Source organism: Rhizobium sp. BK060 (assembly GCF_014193145.1).
Taxonomy (GTDB): Bacteria; Pseudomonadota; Alphaproteobacteria; order Rhizobiales; family Rhizobiaceae; genus Rhizobium.
On sequence record NZ_JACHYW010000030.1, the window covers coordinates 61,000 to 79,173 of the forward strand.

General features: G+C 59.5%; 17 protein-coding genes and 4 pseudogenes. 7 read left to right on the top strand and 14 right to left on the bottom strand.

What is annotated here, in order from left to right:
- Positions 1-7: 7 nt before the first annotated feature.
- The 4 genes from FHT71_RS25840 to FHT71_RS32380 all read left to right on the top strand — a co-directional run bounded on the left by FHT71_RS25840 (position 8) and on the right by FHT71_RS32380 (position 4,002).
- On the top strand, positions 8-829 hold the full coding sequence (locus FHT71_RS25840) for an aldo/keto reductase (protein ID WP_183722669.1): 822 nt from the start codon (positions 8-10) through the stop codon (positions 827-829).
- 12 nt (positions 830-841) lie between these two features.
- Positions 842-2,056, top strand: a complete 1,215-nt coding sequence (locus FHT71_RS25845) for an MFS transporter (RefSeq protein ID WP_183722671.1) — start codon at positions 842-844, stop codon at positions 2,054-2,056.
- A 243-nt stretch (positions 2,057-2,299) separates the two neighbouring features.
- Positions 2,300-2,995 carry an alpha/beta hydrolase gene (locus FHT71_RS25850; protein WP_183722673.1) on the top strand — a complete coding sequence of 232 codons (696 nt, stop codon included), beginning with the start codon at positions 2,300-2,302 and terminating at the stop codon, positions 2,993-2,995.
- A 311-nt stretch (positions 2,996-3,306) separates the two neighbouring features.
- Positions 3,307-4,002 (top strand): AraC family transcriptional regulator, encoded by a 696-nt coding sequence (locus tag FHT71_RS32380; protein WP_245505531.1) that lies wholly within the window; start codon positions 3,307-3,309, stop codon positions 4,000-4,002.
- A 230-nt stretch (positions 4,003-4,232) separates the two neighbouring features.
- Here FHT71_RS32380 and FHT71_RS25860 read toward each other — a convergent pair.
- The 11 genes and pseudogenes from FHT71_RS25860 to FHT71_RS25910 all read right to left on the bottom strand — a co-directional run.
- Positions 4,233-4,511, bottom strand: a pseudogene (locus FHT71_RS25860) (class II aldolase/adducin family protein); the annotation flags it as partial.
- Positions 4,512-4,614: 103 nt separating this feature from the next.
- On the bottom strand, positions 4,615-5,319 hold the full coding sequence (locus FHT71_RS25865; RefSeq protein ID WP_183722675.1) for a DUF3299 domain-containing protein: 705 nt from the start codon (positions 5,317-5,319) through the stop codon (positions 4,615-4,617).
- Positions 5,320-5,338: 19 nt separating this feature from the next.
- Positions 5,339-6,595 carry an ABC transporter permease gene (locus FHT71_RS25870; RefSeq protein ID WP_210294294.1) on the bottom strand — a complete coding sequence of 419 codons (1,257 nt, stop codon included), beginning with the start codon at positions 6,593-6,595 and terminating at the stop codon, positions 5,339-5,341.
- Positions 6,592-7,314 carry an ABC transporter ATP-binding protein gene (locus FHT71_RS25875; RefSeq protein ID WP_132593203.1) on the bottom strand — a complete coding sequence of 241 codons (723 nt, stop codon included), beginning with the start codon at positions 7,312-7,314 and terminating at the stop codon, positions 6,592-6,594. Before FHT71_RS25875 ends, FHT71_RS25870 begins: the two co-directional genes overlap by 4 nt.
- Before the next feature lies 1 nt (position 7,315).
- Positions 7,316-7,894 (bottom strand): DUF2796 domain-containing protein, encoded by a 579-nt coding sequence (locus tag FHT71_RS25880; RefSeq protein WP_165933167.1) that lies wholly within the window; start codon positions 7,892-7,894, stop codon positions 7,316-7,318.
- 91 nt (positions 7,895-7,985) lie between these two features.
- Positions 7,986-8,378 (bottom strand): hypothetical protein, encoded by a 393-nt coding sequence (locus FHT71_RS25885; RefSeq protein WP_183722677.1) that lies wholly within the window; start codon positions 8,376-8,378, stop codon positions 7,986-7,988.
- Between the two features lie 104 nt (positions 8,379-8,482).
- Positions 8,483-8,917, bottom strand: a complete 435-nt coding sequence (locus FHT71_RS25890) for a hypothetical protein (protein ID WP_165933166.1) — start codon at positions 8,915-8,917, stop codon at positions 8,483-8,485.
- Between the two features lie 241 nt (positions 8,918-9,158).
- Positions 9,159-9,964 (bottom strand): annotated as a pseudogene (locus tag FHT71_RS25895) (class I SAM-dependent methyltransferase).
- 3 nt (positions 9,965-9,967) lie between these two features.
- Positions 9,968-10,732, bottom strand: a complete 765-nt coding sequence (locus FHT71_RS25900; protein WP_183722679.1) for an ABC transporter ATP-binding protein — start codon at positions 10,730-10,732, stop codon at positions 9,968-9,970.
- Complete coding sequence (locus FHT71_RS25905) at positions 10,729-11,769, bottom strand: iron ABC transporter permease (RefSeq protein WP_348649321.1); 1,041 nt, start codon at positions 11,767-11,769, stop codon at positions 10,729-10,731. The genes FHT71_RS25900 and FHT71_RS25905 overlap by 4 nt, the downstream gene beginning before the upstream one ends.
- Before the next feature lie 48 nt (positions 11,770-11,817).
- Entirely contained in the window at positions 11,818-11,970 is a 153-nt protein-coding gene (locus tag FHT71_RS25910) for a hypothetical protein (RefSeq protein ID WP_183722681.1), read from the bottom strand.
- A gap of 360 nt (positions 11,971-12,330) precedes the next feature.
- Between FHT71_RS25910 and FHT71_RS25915 the strand changes: the two genes are divergently transcribed.
- From FHT71_RS25915 to FHT71_RS25925, 3 genes and pseudogenes are all read left to right on the top strand, one after another.
- Complete coding sequence (locus tag FHT71_RS25915) at positions 12,331-12,849, top strand: SPFH domain-containing protein (RefSeq protein ID WP_348649322.1); 519 nt, start codon at positions 12,331-12,333, stop codon at positions 12,847-12,849.
- Positions 12,850-13,044: 195 nt separating this feature from the next.
- Positions 13,045-14,126 (top strand): annotated as a pseudogene (locus FHT71_RS25920) (tartrate dehydrogenase).
- A gap of 404 nt (positions 14,127-14,530) precedes the next feature.
- Positions 14,531-14,828, top strand: a pseudogene (locus tag FHT71_RS25925) (transposase); the annotation flags it as partial.
- Between the two features lie 66 nt (positions 14,829-14,894).
- Here FHT71_RS25925 and FHT71_RS25930 read toward each other — a convergent pair.
- From FHT71_RS25930 to FHT71_RS25940, 3 genes are all read right to left on the bottom strand, one after another.
- Entirely contained in the window at positions 14,895-15,797 is a 903-nt protein-coding gene (locus FHT71_RS25930) for a LysR family transcriptional regulator (RefSeq protein WP_132593182.1), read from the bottom strand.
- 187 nt (positions 15,798-15,984) lie between these two features.
- Entirely contained in the window at positions 15,985-16,869 is an 885-nt protein-coding gene (locus FHT71_RS25935) for an NAD(P)-dependent oxidoreductase (RefSeq protein ID WP_183722685.1), read from the bottom strand.
- 144 nt (positions 16,870-17,013) lie between these two features.
- Entirely contained in the window at positions 17,014-17,979 is a 966-nt protein-coding gene (locus tag FHT71_RS25940) for an acetylxylan esterase (RefSeq protein WP_183722687.1), read from the bottom strand.
- Positions 17,980-18,174: the final 195 nt, after the last annotated feature.

Genomic DNA, 18,174 nt, shown 5'->3' on the forward strand with positions numbered 1-18,174 from the left:
GAAGAACATGGATATCGTAAAGGCGCATGGAGCGCAGATCCCGGCGCTCGGCTTCGGCGTGTTCCGCATGTCGGACGCCGAGGTCGAAGCGGTCGTGCCCGCGGCAATCGAGGCGGGCTTCCGTCATTTCGACACGGCGCAGATCTACGGGAACGAGGCCGCCCTCGGCCGCGCGCTCGCGGCAGCCGGCGCACGCCGTGAGGATCTATTTCTCACCACCAAGGTATGGGTCGACAACTACAGCGAGGACAGGTTCGTCGCCTCTGTGGACGAGAGCCTCGACAAGCTGAAGGTCGACCAGGTCGATTTGCTTCTGCTGCATTGGCCAGCCGACAAGATGGCGATCGCCGAGCAGGTGGCTTTGCTGAATGCGGTGCAGGCTGCCGGCAAGACGCGCTACATCGGTGTCAGCAACCAGAATGTTGCGCAGATGACGGAATCGGTCGCGCTCAGCAAGGCGCCGATCGTCACCAACCAGATCGAGGTCCACCCTTACCTCGACCAGACGGCTGTCGCGGCAGCGGCTAAGGCCGCTGGCGTTGCGATCACAGCCTATTACGGCATGGCTGACGGCGCAGTGCCGCGCGATCCGGTGCTGCAGAAGATCGGCGCCCAATACGGCAAGAGCGCTGCACAGGTCGGGCTGCGCTGGCTGATCCAGCAAGGCTACGTCACGCTCTCCAAGACCGCCCAGCCTGAGCGTGTCGCGGAGAATTTTGCGATCTTCGATTTCGCGCTGAGCGACGCAGACATGGTTGCAATCGGCAAGCTCGCACGGCCCGGCGGCCGTTTGGTGAGCCCGGCCGGCCTTGCCCCGGCATGGGACTGAGGAGATCGAGCGATGAACGACACACTCTCTCTTTCTGCGGCGGGTGATGACACGAAGCGGTTCAACTGGCCGCTGCTCGCCCTTGCCATCGGCGCCTTCGGCATCGGCACAACGGAGTTCACCCCGATGGGGCTGCTTCCGGTTATTGCCGAGGGCGTGGACGTATCCATTCCCTCTGCGGGCCTTCTGATCAGCGCCTACGCGATCGGCGTCATGGTCGGCGCGCCGATCATGACCCTCGCATTCAGCCGTTTCGGCAAGCGCACCGCGCTGATGCTGCTCATGACGATCTTCACCATCGGCAATCTGCTTTCCGCATTGGCGCCTGACTATACGACGCTGCTGCTGGCTCGTCTCGTCACCAGCCTCAACCACGGCGCTTTCTTTGGCCTCGGCTCGATCGTTGCAGCAAGCGTGGTGCCGAAGGACAAGCAGGCGAGCGCCGTCGCCACCATGTTCATGGGACTGACGATCGCCAATATAGGCGGCGTACCGGCAGCAACCTGGATCGGCCAGCAGATCGGCTGGCGCGTTGCATTTGCGGGAACGGCCAGCCTCGGCATCCTTGCCATCGTCTCGTTGTGGTTGGCGCTGCCGAAGGGCGAGCCGGGCGAAGTACCTGATGTGCGGCGCGAACTCGGCGTGCTGACGCACCCGACGGTGTTGCTCGCCATGGCGACCACAGTGATGGGAGCCGGCGCCATGTTCACGCTCTACACCTATGTCGCCCCGGTCCTCACCGACCTGACAGGAGCCTCCGGCACCTTCGTCACCCTTGGCCTGGTGTTGATCGGCGTGGGCTTCACCATCGGCAACGGCTTGGGCGGCAAGCTCGCCGACTGGTCGCTCGATGGTGCAACCACGATTTTCCTGGCGGCACTGGCAATCATCATGGTGGCGCTCCCGCTCGTTCTGGCGAGCCATGTCGGCGCGGCGATCGGCCTCCTCGTTTGGGGCGCGGCGGCTTTCGCCATCGTTCCTCCCGTTCAGATGCGAGTCATGGAGGCAGCGTCCGAAGCGCCGGGGCTGGCATCATCGATCAATGTCGGAGCATTCAATCTCGGCAACGCGCTGGGTGCGGCCGTCGGCGGCGGCGTCATCAGTCTCGGCCTCGGCTACGCGATGGTGCCCGTGGCGGGTGGCGTGCTGGCAGCGTTGGGTCTGGCGCTCGCCTGGCTCGGAAGCCGTCGCAAGGAAAGCCACAAGCTGGCATCTTGCGAAGCCTGAACGGAAGAAGGACGTAGGTAGCGAACTGGCTCACCTTATGAGCCAGTTCGCATTTTCGCACTATTCCTATGCCGCCGGCGCAACATCGGCAGCGCTTCATCAAATGGCGAGCAGTTTGGTCGTGCGCTCGGATCAGGCGCGCACTGCAAGAACGTTCAATCTCCGCTCGTTGGCCGATCGTTAGCGTGTCTCGGCGCCACCAAGAACGGCGCGCGAGAAACCGCAAACAATATTGGAGATTTCATGCCGAGCTCAGCTACAATTGTTCTGGTCCATGGCGGGTTCGTAGACGGTTCCGGATGGGAGGGCGTCTACGAGATCCTCAAGAGGGATGGATACGAAGTCATCATCGTACAGAATCCGACGATTTCACTAGCCGACGACGTTGCCGTCACCAAACGAGCGATCGCGACTGCTTCGGGCAATGTCATCCTGGTTGGACATTCCTACGGCGGAGCCGTCGTATCCGAGGCGGGTAGCGATCCGAAGGTTAGCTCCATCGTCTACATCACGGCGTTCGCGCTGGATGCCGGCGAGTCGGTCGCGAGCCTTATTGCCAACCCGCCGCCAGGCACGCCTGTCCCACCCATTCTTCCTCCCGTCGATGGGTTCCTGATGCTCGATCGGGAGAAATTCGCCGCCTCATTCGCTGCAGATGTTCGTCCACAACTCGCTTCTTTCCTTGCCGATTCCCAGGTGCCCTGGGGGCTCGACGCTCTCAACGGGCAGGTCTCCGACCCAGCCTGGAGGTCCAAGCCGAGCTGGTATCTTGTGGCAACGGACGACAGGATGATTCCACCGGACGCACAACGCACTATGGCGACCCGGGCTGGGGCAACTGTCGTGGAGGTGCCCGGTAGTCATGCGATCTATATTTCGAATCCCGGCGCTGTCGCAAAGATCATTGTGCAAGCTGTCACAAAGGGCCTCGGCAAATAGGCCGTTCTGGAAAAATAACAGAGGTCGCCCGGACTTATACCGGGTCTGGGCGACCTTGTGTATTCTGGAGCGCCCCTTTCGAAGACAGGAACCGAATGACCCTGAACGTGAAATTGGTCGAGGTCGCGACGGTACCGATCGGCCTGCCCCATAAGACGGACTTGAAACTGTCCGTCCGCGGCCTTTCGCGTTCCCGCCTCATAGCCGCCGACGTCAACTACGGTTCGAACCCGGCCGAAGCCAATCCTGAATTTCCGTCATGGGAGGGCGCCTACAGCATCGGAGTCCATTTCAATGACGAATTGAGCGAGGTGTTCCTCGACAGCCGGTACTATTCACATCCGGTGCGAAAAGGCGAAACCCATTTTCTGTACGTCTCGGACCTTGCACATATCGACTTCACGACCCCTCGGCATACGCAGGAAGTGATCCTGCAACAAAGCTTCATGCGAGAAATCGCCGACGACCTGGAGGTGCCGCATGTGACGAGTTTGGGCCGTGGCCTCTACCATGTCACCGATGATCCGATCCTCCGGCGGCTCGCACTTCAGATCTATCCGTTTTTCAATGATCCCGAGACAATCGATCCGCTACTGGCCGACCAATATATGTGGAGCCTCGGCATTTATCTGTGCGCGCATTATGGCGGTCTTGCAGTGCGACGACCAATCAGGGGTGGCCTTAGCACGTGGCAGGAGCGGATAGCCAAGGAGGTGATCGAGATCAGCCTTGTGGGCGGCATTGCGCTTTCCGAACTTGCCGGCATTTGCGGCCTGCGGACAAGTCAGTTCTGCCATGCCTTCAAGCGCTCAACGGGCATGGCGCCGTATCAATGGTTGAAACAGCGCCGCATTGCCCGGGCGAAAGACTTGCTTTCGAACCGTCAAATGTCGATTGCTGAAGTCGCGTTGACCAGCGGTTTCGCTGATCAAGCCCATCTGACCCGAACCTTTGCCCATTTGATCGGAGCTACGCCGGGGGTCTGGCGACGGCAAATACTGAGTTGAGTGGTGGTCGCCGAGGCGCCCGCATGAGCAATTTTGGCCCTGCGAACGATCAGGCGGACCCCGTCCCATCAGAGCGCGCTGAAAGGCCCGCCAAAGAAGTCCGCCGACGGGTTATATCGAATCTGGGGCTGGTGCGCGCGGGAGCGGTACGTTTCGACGCGAAGCTTTGTTGCGCCAGTCGTCGAGGTCCGCGCCGCAGGCACAACGGCCTCAGAGCTCCTGATTGGCGATCAAAATCGGTAATCGGGCGACTGGACATCGAGTACACGCTTGATGCTTTCAAGATGCAGGCGCGCACTTTCAGGGTCGCCTGCCCGCATCTGTCTTGCGGCAGCCGCTGCAATGTCAGGGTTGACCGGAACCAGTGGGCGTCCAGCGCTCATGGCCTTGAGTTGCACTTCAGCGGCTCGTTCAAGGTAGTAAAGGTCATCCCAGGCCTCCGCGACATTTGGTGCGCAGACCATGACGCCATGGTTTCTCATGAACAGAATGTCCTGGTCACCGAGCACAGGGCGCGGATGATGCCAATCAAATCGACCGATCTCCACACAAATTGAGGAAGACCCCGTTTAAACGACAGCCATGTCCGCCGCGCTTCCACCAACCAGCCAACTATTGCCCGCCTTCCTCATACTGGTAAGGCTCGATCTTTTCGCCCTCCAACACGTAGCCTGAATCGACCTCGCTCGAGCCATCGATGAAAGAAAGGTCTTTCTTCGCCGATTGCACCTTCATGGTACCGGTTATCAGCACGCCTTCGAACAGATCAGTTGATCCATAGGGGGATGAAGACCTTACATAGATGACCTGGTTCGGCGGTGGAGGTGGCACGTGGATGCAGGCGCCGACATAGGGGACAAGCAGGAACTCGCTCGTGCCTTTCGGATTGAAATCCAACGGCAGCAGATAGCCAGCGATGGCCACGCGCTTCCCGTCGAGCTCTTTATCTGTCAGCTTTCCGCGCCTGTCGATCTCCTCGACCCACGCTAGATAATGCTGATAAAGTGCATCGAGATCCACGCCTTGCTTCGCGAATTTATCTCTATCGGCGTCAACACCCTTTTTCGTTTCCTCGCGCTGGTAAGCAACTTCCTTATCCACATCGCCCTCTGGAAAACTATTCCAGTAGTCGAGATTGCTGAGCGCCTCCTGCTGATCCGGAGGAACCGCTTCGAGAAAGTTTTCCAAGGGAGGAGTTGAGGGGATCAACGTCTCCCATTTGAGTTGCGTGGCGGGCTCGCCGAATGCCGCGTCGCAATCGGCGCCAAATACGGCGAGGAGGAAAATGACGCAGTGAACGATCGATTTCGCGTTCATGATGCAAACTCTTTCAAGCTCATGTTCTCACCATCATGCCACTTGCTATGGACATTCTATATGCGCGATACGCAGGCAGAAACCCTGCGAGTACTCCACCGATCAGAATCGCCGATAGCAACAGTGCATCGTTTGCCGACGGCGGTTGCACACCGATGTCGATGCCAAACTGCTTGTCGACGAACGGTCGAGCAATAAATAGTACCGCGTAAAGCGCTGCCGTGCCAATCGCGATGCCGGTGACAGTGAGCAAAGTGGCTTCGCCGACAAGCAAGCTCGCAACTGCGAGTGGCCTCGCTCCAAGCGAGCGAAGGATCGCAATTTCACGCCGGCGCTCGTTGAGCGTTGAGAGGATCATCGCCGACAAGCCGAGCATCGAGGTGACTACGACCATGGCTGAGACGCCGAGCAAGGCGGTCTCCGCCGTGCCGACCAGCGTCCACATCTCCTGCAGAGCCACGCCGGGCAGCACTGCTGACAAAGGCTCCGCCCGATATTCATTTATCGAACGCTGAAATCCGATGACCTGCAGGCGTGACTTTAGGCCGATGACTGCCGCGGTGATGGCTTTCGGGGGAAGCGACATCTGCCGCAGCCGGTCGGCGGGCGTATGCTGTCCGGGAATTCGAGAACCCGACCGCCAGTCCACGTGAATGGCCTCGATTGCTTTCAGGCTGACATGCAGCGACTTGTCGACCGGCGTGCCGGTCCGCGCCAGTATTCCGCAGACACGGAACGGGAGGTCATCGTGCTGCGGTCCAAGAGAGCCCACGCCATGAGCTATGACGATCTTGTCGCCAGTCGCGTAGCCGAGCTGACTCGCCACGTCCGAGCCGAGGACGGCATCGAACAGATCATCGAACGGCGCGCCGGCTGCAAACTTCAGTGCCTGCCCGTCGCGATAACGGAAGTGCTCGAAATAGTCCAGAGTGGTGCCGATGACGCGAAAACCCCGGTGGCTGTCGCCGAGGGAGAGGGGGATCGACCAGGCGACGCCGGGCCGCGACACGATGTCCTCGTAGCTCCGCCATGTGACATTGTTCGTCGCGTTGCCAATCCGGAAGACCGAGTAGAGAAGAAGCTGCATGGCGCCCGACCTGGCGCCGACCACTAGGTCGGCTCCGGACACCGTTCCGGCAAAGCTGTCGCGTGCACCGCTGCGCACTTTCTCCACGCCGAGCAACAGCATCACGCTAACCGAGATTGCAAGAATCGTCAGCAGGACGGTGATCCAGCGATTGCGCAGAGACTGTAGGGCTAAACGCACGACGATCATGCTTCGCCTCCGCGTCTCGATGTCGCCAATATATCGGTAAGGTGAAGCACTCGGTCGAAATGCTGCGCCAGACGACGGTCGTGACTCACCATGATCAGTGTGGCCCTGGTCGCTTCGATCTGGCTGAAGAGCAGGTTAAGAAAGTCCTCCTCCCGGTCGTCATCAAGCGCCGACGTTGGCTCGTCGGCAACGACGATCTCGGGCGCGCCTATGAGCGCCCTTGCGGCCGCAACACGTTGTTGCTGACCCACGCTCAGGTTAGCCGCCGGTTGCCGGCCAATATCCGTGGGAAGACCGAGCGCGGCCAGGAGGCGCCGGGCTTCCGTTTCGGTTCCGCCCGCCTCGACTGCTCGTGCATGGCGTGCCGGAGCGAAGCTCAGCGGAAGCAGCACGTTGTCAATCACCGCGCCGTAAGGCAGAAGGTTGAACATCTGGAAGATGATGCCGAAATGCTCGGCCCGGTATCGGTCGCGGCGGCCGCTGCTCAATCCGCCGAGTTGCGTGCCCAGAATCTCGATCGTTCCGGCTTTCGACTGGATTATGCCGGTCAGCAAGCTGAGCAAGGTCGACTTTCCGCTGCCCGATGGGCCCAGCAACAGGAGACGCTCGCCTCGCGGAACCTGGAATTCCGCGACCCTCAAAGCGAATGCATCTCGCGCTGCCCATTTGTACTCGACGCCGCGCATATGCACGGCGTCGGCCTTCGTTGCCACGTCCATCCTATCTGTCCAGGCGGCGAGACTCGCGGGAGACCTCGAACGCAGTCTGCCCCTTGGCGTCGATGACTGTCACGTCGAGTTCCTCGGAGCCGGTAAACCGATCGAAGAACGGGAACTCGATCGAAGTCACCTGTGCGGCATCGGTGCACGCGAGCGTATAGGTCGCGCGAAACTCGTCGTGGTGGTCTTCGTGCTCCTCCGTCGCCGCCCCCTCAGTCTTGGCAGCAGCCTCATGTTCCTCGTGCGCCTCGGCGACAAGCTTCACGTCGGCAGCGGTAACCTTGCAGCCTGCAGAGTCAGGAAACGAGAAAAATTTGAGCGGCTCCTTGAGGTCGTCGATTGCCGTCTCGACGGCGTTCTTCTGCTCATCGGTCTCTGCCTCGTGCTCAAACCCGACAATATCCATGCCAGGGGCTGTGAGTTCCATCTGCAAATTGTTTGCCTCGAAGGCGATCGCCAACGTCCCGTGACCGTGAACATGCGGACCAAGCTCACGATGTTCTTCTTCCGCGTATCCCGTTGACGCGACGCCTAACATACCTGCGGCGATCAACGCTCCGGCGTGATGATTCAGTCCCATCTCTGTCCCTCCAGTTTGTACGATCATGAGCCGGCCTCGATGCAGGGCTTGCCTCAGCGAAAGCACACAGGCGGCGGTTTCGGGGATCTGTCTAAACTGAAGGAGGGCCGCGAATTTCATAGTGCTTGGAGGAAAGGAACATTTGCCGTCGAGAGGCGAGCGCCACCCAAGCAATCATAAAGATAGCCGGTTCGTATAGGACACTGCCCGCTGACAGCATTAGCAGCGCAGTTGCCAGGGCAGAGATCAAGCAGATATTGCAATCGTGGTGAGGGTGTTCGTCGTCATCATGACGCGACTGGGGCTCATTCCCGACCGGAGTGACCAGCTTTTCAGTCGCACTTAGCAGCAGGCCATCTTGATGGTACGGACCATCGATATGGCCAATCGACAACGCGAGTTGGAGCAGCATGCCGAGCAATGCCACCCATCCGATTGCCCGCGATCGCTGCAGCCGTTCCGGCACAATGAGGTTGCGTGGCATCATGTTCTTTAGGAGCCCAAGCCCAGGATTGATGAAGTCTATCGGCTCGCACAGGCTTTGCAAAGGCCAGAGAGCTCATTCGTGGCAATTGGGCTAACTGGCGCTTAGCGAAGGATAGGCTGGGGAGATTTCTCGAATAGAAGCTGCGACGCCCATCCGAGAATATGGGCAGCCCCAAGAGCGAGGGCGGCGACCGCATTGATCGTGAGCACCTGAGCCACAACGGCAATGGAGAAGGCACCATCTCCGGAAGGCAATAGCGCTGTCGCGGCGAACAGGATTCGTTCGCACGCAACGAAGACCGCCAGGAATGCGACTATGGTACGGACGGCAAACGCGATCCCAAATCCCAGCACGGCAAACACCGCGAAGACCGATGCTGTGGCGGCCACGCCGATCGCGAAACCCCAAGCATAGCTGTCCCACGTCTGGGGATAGCTAAGGACAAAATACCCGATCGCCTGGTTACCCAGCCACGCCCGCACGGCAGGGAATATCGCCATTCTTCTCGGAAGAGCGATCGCAGCGGTCGTCGCCAAGTCGCTCGCTTTTAACGGTGTCCAGGCCCGGCTCCGGACAATCACGATAAGATGGGATGTGATCTCGTCCCATGCCACATCAGGCAGCTCGCTCGCAGCCACCCCAGCGGCCTTTGCTCTCCGCTTGAGAATGACTTCCCCCAAAAGTGCGGGCTCGTCAGGTATACTGACGTCTTACCGGAGCGTACTATCGAGATCACCGGAGGTAGTCCTACACCACCCCAGAACATCCAGTCTCACTTCAGATGGTTGCTGTCGAACGGCAAACCGCTTGCGCCGGACGTCGGCAAGTTAAGATGAACCTCCGATAGACGAAAGTTCGGAGCTTGTTTCGCAGGTTTGCACCCTTTCGCTGCGCCTTTGCGATCGGCGCGTGCGAATGCATTTCCACGTCCGAAAAGCCCGCCTTATCCAGGAGCGGCAGGAGCATGGCCGGTCGCAGTCCGTGGCCAAATGGGAGTGCTTTCATGACTACCGCATGACGGCTGCTTAATGCCCCATCGTAGTTCCCGTCAGGCCCGACGGCACAATCGATCAGCGAGATGAGTGCGCTTGCGGCACGTCCCGTCAATGTAGGAGCCACCCAGTCGCCATCGAAGAACAGCAGGCGCCCACCCGGCCGCAGGATTCTGACCACTCGTGGAAGGTCTCTTCCGGGCGCGTCAGTGTCCAGACCAGATGTCTACAGATGATCGCATCATAGGATTCATCCGGTTCTATGGTGTTCTCGGCGTCCGCCATGATGAAACGAAGCCTGGACTTGCCAGCATGCTTGGCGCGAGCGACCGACAGCATCGCCTCGGAAAAGTCGAGCGCCGTGACATCGTGTCCAAGGTCATGAATCAGGCGCGTCACCTCCCCGGTGCCGCAAGCGAGTTCCAGTACTCGCTTGGGATCCCGCCTGAGCATTTCCCTGATCGGCCGCTGCCACGCATCTGCTTCGGGACCAGCCGCGATCTTGTGCCCAAAGGCCAGATCGAATGTCTCGGAACGTTTCGACCAGTAATCGCGGATCTCTTCCTTGAGATCGAAGTTTCCACCATCCATTGTTCAATCCATCACGTATTGAATGTTGTATCGGCCGTGCACTGCCGACCGCTCGATATGTGCCCTGACGCCAAAGACACGGGCAATCAGATCGTCAGTGAGCACCTCCTCCGTCGTGCCCATTGCGACGACCTTGCCTCTCTGGAGCACGACGAGGCTGTCGCAGAACATCGCCGCTAGATTGAGATCGTGCATGGCGATGATGCAGGTGGTTCCGAGCGTGGCGACGAGCGAGAGGATCTCGAGCTGGTGCAGGATGTCGAGGTGGTTTGTCGGCTCGTCGAGCAAGAGTTCGCGTGGCGTCTGCGCCAGCGCCCTGGCGATGTGAGCCCTCTGTCGTTCGCCACCCGAAAGCGTTTGCCAAAGCTGCGCGGCGCGGTGCGTCATGTCGACCCGGGCCAGCGCAGTCTCGACGGCCACATCGTCTTCTGCGGTCCAGGACGACAGGAGGCCGCGATGTGGCGTCCGCCCGAGCCGGACGGCATCGCGCACCGTCAATTGAGTATCGGTCGTCGACTGCTGCTCCACGAACGCAACGCGCTGGGCGAGGCTCGCGCGCGAAAGGACAGAAACATCCTCTTCACCCAGACGAATGACACCGCTATCCACGCGGCGCAGACGGCATATCAGACGCAGCAGGTTCGACTTGCCCGACCCGTTCGGCCCCAGAAGACCAAGTATCTTGCCTGGCGTGACCGAGAGCGTCACGCCATCGATAATCAGCGTGTTCCCGGCCGCGTACGAGACGTTCTCGATGGAGATACTCATGCGATTCTCCGGACCCGATAGAGGATCACTGCGAATGCGGGAGCGCCGAAGAGTGCGGTGACGACGCCGATCGGAAGTATCTGCTGCGGAATGATGATGCGCGAAATGATGTCCGCTCCCACGACGAAGACCGCTCCACCCACCGCGGTTGTTGGAAGAAGACGCCCGTGAGACGGACCAACGATGAAGCGGGCTGCGTGCGGAACGACAAGCCCGACAAAACCGATCGAGCCCACCATGCTGACGACCGCCGCAGTCATGATCGCGGTAGTGCCGAATAGGATAACCTGAACCTTTCGGACGGCTATTCCCAATGATGCCGCAGCATCGGTTCCGAACGCGAATGCGTCAAGCGCGCGGGCAAAAAACAGGCAAACGACAAATCCCGCGACGCTGATCGGAACAGATAGCCAGACGTCGGGCCAGCGTACGCCGCTCATTGAACCCAGGAGCCAGAAAAGCACGCCGCCGGCCTGTTCGGCGTTCGCCGATGTCGTCACGATATAGGAGGTCAGTGCGTTGAAGAGCTGAGAGCCAGCAACGCCACAAAGGATGATCCGTTCGCTCGATCCACCGGTACCGGTCGCAAGGATGCCCACGAGCAGGAAGGCAACCACCGCGCCGATGAATGCGCCACTGGAAAGGGAAAGCGCGCCATAGCCGAAGCCGAGGATCATCACGCAGACAGCTCCTGTCGAAGCGCCTGCCGAAATACCGAGAACATGGGGCTCGGCCAACGGGTTGCGAAGGAGTGCCTGAAGAATGGCGCCACAGAGCGCAAGCGACGCGCCCGCACTAGCTGCGGCCAGCGCCCGACTGAGACGGTAGTCCCAGATGACGCCTTCTTGGATGCGGTTAAGGTCGAATGTCGTCCCGAATAATCGGTTTGATACCGCCTTGGCCGTTGTGGCGATCGGGATCTGGATCTCGCCGATGGAGACGGCAAGGCTGATCATGATCCCGAGCAGGAAGATGGCCGCAATAGTGAGCGCTAAAAGCGCCCACCAGCGACGTTGCCAGAACGAGGCAATACTCACTGCGCCAGGCCAAACGTCTTGATTCCGTTTGCCAGCGTCTCGATTCCGTCAATTGTGCGGATCGTCGGCCTTGATCCCATCTCCCCACCCAGGTTTGCTCAATACCTTGCTCAGAATTTTAACATCGCCCTGGCGCGACTCGGTGCCTGAACCATCGACTGGCGTGCCCGAGGACGGCGTTATCACGACGCCGTCGATCATCGGGTCGTTTTCAACCCTACCCCTTATTGTTTTGCTGGTTCCGGCAACTCTGGCGGTTTGGACGGGAATAACATGGTCCGAGCAGGCGCCAGCGATTGGCAAAATGGCTTATCTTTTGGGCGCTATGGCACTGATTGTAGCCTACTTTTATCTTGTAACGGAGCGTGAGTCCGCGAACACCGACAGCGACATTTGGCCGGAGGCGGCGCGGCTGTCACAACTCGCCCGCAAAGCCGATCACCCGCTACAGCGCAACGAGAAGCGCGCGGGCACTCGGCTTTGCTACCTCCCGTCAGCTACACCACTTGCCGGGACACGATCTGGCCATTCGGCCGCGTTATCCCCATTGAAAGCGGCGTTGTGCACGAGATCGCCACGTCGGCAATAGTCGACCCGTCATCCTTGCCGAGCGATGCGGAAGGTCCCGCTCCCGAAAGCGCCAACCGTCTTTGGGACGCTACCCATGTCAGCGAAAAATCTCAGATCATCGCCAGCCGTTCGCGAGACCGGGAAAGCTTCCAGCTGGTTAATATGGATGTTCGTTTCGTCTATCGAATCGGACTAACTGATCGCGCCGCGCTCCAGGCGGCCTATCAAGTCGCCGATATCGATGGCTTGATCGAAAATATTGCAAACCGCACTCTCGTTCATGATTTTGCAAAACGGACGCTCGATGACGTCTTGAGCGGAGGGCGCCTTGAGCTGTCAAAGACGATCTCGGAAAAGATTCAAGCGGAGATGGACAGCTTGAACAGCGGCGTAGAGATTTTGGCCGTTGTGGTGGAAGCGATACATCCACCAGCCGGGGCTGCTGATGCCTACCATGCTGTCCAGGCGGCACAGATATCGGCCGAAACACGCATGTTAACCGTATGTTGACCATTGGAAGAGAAATTGCCGCTCCGAAAGTGCGGAGCGAGCCGACGATTTTTGTATAAAATTAACGCGTTGAACCTCCCCAGCTTTCGCTTTTACACCGTTCACATCGGTGTTGCGTTATCTGCGCGATTGCGACGGGCGGTCACCGAAGCGAGACGCCCGTTCGCACCGGCGGCACGAGTGAAGGAGAAGATGATGCACGAGTTTTCTATTGCCGCGATACCGGCCGACGGGATCGGTCCGGAAGTCATCGGCGCTGGAATCCAGGTGCTGGAGGCGCTCGCGCAACGGCGCGGCGACATCAGGCTTAAATTTCACAAATTCGAGTGGGTTCTGACTACTACAAGCATTACGGGATCATGATGCCCCAAGACGGGCTTGAGCAGTTGAAACGCTTCGATGCCATTTTCTTCGGTGCCGTCGGCGCGGTCGATGTCCCGGACCATGTCACGCTCTGGGGCCTGCGGCTGCCGATCTGCCAGGGCTTCGACCAATACGCAAATGTGCGGCCAACCAAGATATTGCCGGGCATTACCTCCCCCTTGCGCAATGTCGATTTGGGCGATCTGGACTGGGTGATCGTTCGCGAGAACTCTGAAGGCGAGTACTCAGGCGCCGGCGGGCGAGTTCATCGCGGCTTGCCGGAGGAAGTGGCGACGGAGGTTTCGGTCTTCACGCGCACCGGTGTCGAACGCATCATGCGATATGCATTCGAACTTGCCCAGCACCGCCCGCGCCAGATGCTGACCGTGGTTACCAAGTCCAACGCACAGCGCCACGGCATGGTGATGTGGGACGAGATCGCCGAGGAGGTGTCGCGCGAGTTCCCCGACGTGACATGGGACAAGATGCTGGTGGACGCGATGACCGTCCGAATGGTGGCAAAGCCAAAGAGTCTGGACACGATCGTCGCCACCAACCTTCATGCAGACATCCTTTCCGATCTCGCCGGGGCGCTCGCCGGTAGCATCGGCGTCGCATCCACGGCGAACATAGATCCGAAACACCGCTTTCCGTCGATGTTCGAGCCCATTCACGGTTCAGCCTTCGACATTGCAGGCAAAGGCCTCGCCAATCCCATCGCGACCTTCTGGACGGCCGCCCTGATGCTGGATCATCTCGGCGAGGCGGCGGCATCAAGCCAGCTAATGCAAGCGGTCGAGCGCACTTGTCAGGCAGGCATCATGACACCCGACATCGGCGGCACATCGACGACGAAGGAAGTCACGGAAGCAGTCTGCAGGGCGATCCGGGGCGACAATATCCTGCTGCGTTGATGGCGCCGACCGACCGTGCTTGTTGTCGATCTCAGGAGCGGCGCGCACGGATCCAGAAGGCGTTTGTGAATCGGCGCGGGGTCATCCTTCCGATAAGCATCCTAACGCTTTGAAATTAAGTCTTCCGTGGGGTCATTATGTAGTGCCGCTGCACATACGCGCCAGCAGTGGGCTCAGACGGGTTCGGCCCGCACCAACTCGGCGAGAGATTTCTGGGTGATACCGGCGGCGAAGGCGGCGTTCACTTCCTCCGCATCCCGTCGGTGCCAACACCGCCCAGGCTGGTGGGTAGGACGGCCATGAATGGGCGTCGAGAAAGCGGTGGCGAACAGCCTTAGTGCGCGGATCGTTTAATCGCGGTGGCGTATGTGATGGGCAATCGCAATAGCCGGTCTTTTTCAACGATGCCTTTCAAACACAATGCCGCCCGCCGCCACCGTATCAGCAAGATGAGGTTCAAGATTACGAACCGGGCGGAATACAAGGCAGGACTTCGCAGGCGTGGCAGCCTGACGCTGTGGATGACAGAGGCCGCGCTTTCGGCAGGCGCCGAAGCGCAGGACGCACGGTGGCCAGCGACGCTATTCCGATCTGGCGATTGAGACCGCCCTGACCCTGGGCCTCGTATTCGGCTTGCGGCTGCGTCAAGCGGAGGGCTTTCTGAAGTCAGTGCTGCGGCTGATGGGACTGGATCTCGCCGTTCAAGCGACGGATCAATGGATTGGAAATCATTGGATCGATGAACTAGCTTCATCGATGAGGGTAACCCTAGAGACCGTTGAGGTTTCGAGCGATCTTGATCAGCGCCTCGACGCCGAAGGGAAGCTGACGTCTGCTGGAATAGTACATCGAAAGCGGCGGCCCCATGGACGCCCACTTCGGAAGAACGACTTCAAGGCGACCTGCCGACAGGTAGGGCTCCGCGAGTTTTTCCAGGCAATAGGATATCCCGACACTTTCGAGGGCAGCATTGAGTGCAAGATCGGTTTCGCCGGAAATCAGCGTTCCGGGAGCGTCGATTTCGCGCCGATCATCGCCGTGTTCGAATTCCCACTTGTAGATCTGTCCGCGGCCCGTTCGTATCCGGATGCAATTGTGGGAAAGCAGGTCCTCCGGCATCACAGGGCGACCATGGTTCCTGAGATAATCAGGGGTAGCGACAGCGACCCATTTCAAAGGAGGAGTGAGAGGAACTGCGATCATGTCTTCCGGGATGGTACCGCTGTACCTGATACCGGCGTCGAAGCCTTCCGCGGTAACATCGACAAACTGGTCGTCCACAGCGACCTCCAGCTCAACGTTCGGGAAGCGTTGCTGGAAGATCGGAATGGCCGGTCTCAAAACCAGAACGGCCGCATCTTTCAGAACATTGATGCGAATGCTGCCGGCGGTGCCCTGATAAAGACCGCTCAAATCCTCCAGTCCTGACTGTATCATCTCCAGCCCAGCGGAAATCTTTTCGGCCAGCGCGGTTCCGGCCGCGGTTGGCGCAACGCTGCGGCTGGTTCGATTGAGGAGACGGACGCCGAGCCTTTGCTCAAGCGCTTTCATGCTGTGGCTCAGCGCCGAGGCCGTCACATCCAGATGATCCGCCGCTTTCCGGAAACTACGGTACTGGACTATCGCGAGAAAAATCGACAGTTCGTGAATTTCATTGCGCTTGAACTGCATGTTGATCTCAGGAGGCTAGTTTGGCGATACTTCGCAACCGGTCTTAACGGCTTTCGCTCGTTCGGGCACGGCGCAGCACCAGGATGCTTTGCTGCCAGTCAAACAATTACCTAGTATCATAACGCTCATCGGTCCGTCGACGACGGCAATCAGGATGTCCTGGCAGCCACGATCGCTCTGGCGTCGATCATTTCGAGCCCTCTCCAGCATCCTTGGCGGGCAGATGGCCGATTGCCGACCAATCCAGCGTTTCGCCGCCGTGCGCCAGCAGGGTCAGGAAACGGTCGCGCAGCAGGCTGGCGAGCGGCAGTGGCACGCGCAGCTCCTCTGCGGCGGCGAGCGTCAGCCGGATGTCCTTCTGTCCGAGCGGGGCGGCGAAGCCGGCCGGTTCGAACTGTCCCGCGGCGATCAGTCCGCCGTAGGTCTTGTAGACCGGGGCATTGAATAGCGTAGACGTAAGCAGATCGAGGTATTGGTGCCGGTCAATGCCCGCTTTCCCGACCAGCGCCATTGCCTCGCCGAGCGATTCAATCACCGAAGCAATCAGGAAATTGCCGCTGAGCTTCACCAGATTGGCGAGGCTTGGCTGTTCCGAGATGATGAAGGTTTGCTTGCCGATTGCATCGAAAAGCGGCGCGGAGTCACGAATCGAATCGCCCGCGCCGCCTGCGACGACAAAGAGCTGACCGGCTGCCGCCACCTCCGGGCGTCCGAAGACCGGCGCCGCGACATAGCGCTGCCTCCGCAGGGTGTGGCTCTCCGAAAGCCGGCGCGACAGGGCGACGCTGATCGTGCTCGCGGAAATGTGGATCGCGCCCTCACTCAGGCTCGCGAGCACTCCTCCCTCGTCGTAGACGACACTGTCCGCGGCTTCATCATTCGCCAGCATCGTCATTACAGCCTCGCCCTGGCAGGCCTCGGCCACGGTCGCCGCAGCCCTTGCTCCGAGTGCGACGATTTCGTCGGTCTTTGCACGGGTGCGGTTGAAGACGGTGACGTCATGCCCGGCCTTCACGAGATTCGCGGCCATGCTGGCGCCCATGCGCCCCAGTCCTATGAAACCCACCTTCATGATTGCAGTCCTCTTTGTTGATGTCGGGCGGCTGTCGGTGTCGCGCCGCGCAAAGTGCCGATGAACAGCTTGGCCACCCGAGGCCGATTGCGTCCACGAGCCCCGATCCCCTTTGCCTTTGAAGACACAAGAGGGAAATAACCACTAAATTCTCGGGGCAAGCCAATCCATCTGGGCTTGTTCCTGAAATTCGCCTCCACCTTCATGATCGTTGAATCCGTATTCCAGGATAGATTTGTTCGAGCCAGCGAACGCATTGTATGCAGCATAGACGGTCGATGGTGGACAGATCGTGTCCATCAGGCCTACCGAGAATAGCGCTTTGGCCCGGCACCGAGCGGCAAAGCAAACTCCATCAAAATAGCTTAACGTCTGGAACACCTGACTAACCTTGTCGCGATGGACAGCCAGATATCGCGATATTTCAGGGAAGGGATCCCGCGGCGTAAGTGCCACGGCGCGAGGAAAATCGCAGAGGAAAGGCACATCTGGCATGACAATGGATACACCAGCGTCGAGGCCAGCGGCCGCAAGCGCGATACCGCCGCCCTGGCTTCCGCCCGTGACTGCGATCCGGCTCGGGTCGATTGCTTCGTGACTCCGCGCAGCTTCGATCGCACGCACGGCATCGGAATAAACCCGACGGTAGTAATATGTTTTCGGACTGAGAATGCCCTTTGTCATGAAGCCTGGATGGGCTGGCTCCGAGCCCACTGGGTCAGACGTATCTCCTTTCGACCAAGCACTGCCCTGGCCCCGCGTATCCATGACAAATTGGGCATAGCCCGCTGCTGGCCACAGGAGATGTTGGTGAGCAAAACCTCTTCCGCCCCCGTAGCCGATGAACTTGACAATGCAAGGCAGCTTTGACGCTCGTTGACGCGGTAGAGTGAGCCATCCCTTGATACGATGTCCCCCGAATCCGGAAAACGTAACGTCGAAAACCTCGACAAGCTGAAGACCGGTCTCCACGGGCACGAAGCTGGCGTGCAACGCAAACTGACGCGTTTCTGAAAGGGTCGTGTCCCAGAAGGAATCGAAATCGCCGGGGCAGACCGTTTCGCTTCTGTTCTCGCGCAATTCCTTCAGGTCAAGATCATACAGTGGCACGTGAAATCTCCGTGGTTATGCAGCCCCATCCGATTGTTGCTTTTCAAGACCTAGCAAGAGAGATGCGCAATTAGCCCATCTGCGGGTGCCGGCGACCATCGGTTCTATCGTCATGTTCGCTTCCTTGCTCCGCTCAGAAACCGCCCACGTGCAGCGGCTTGTAGGGGACTTCAAGCTTCTTGATGTCATCGGTGG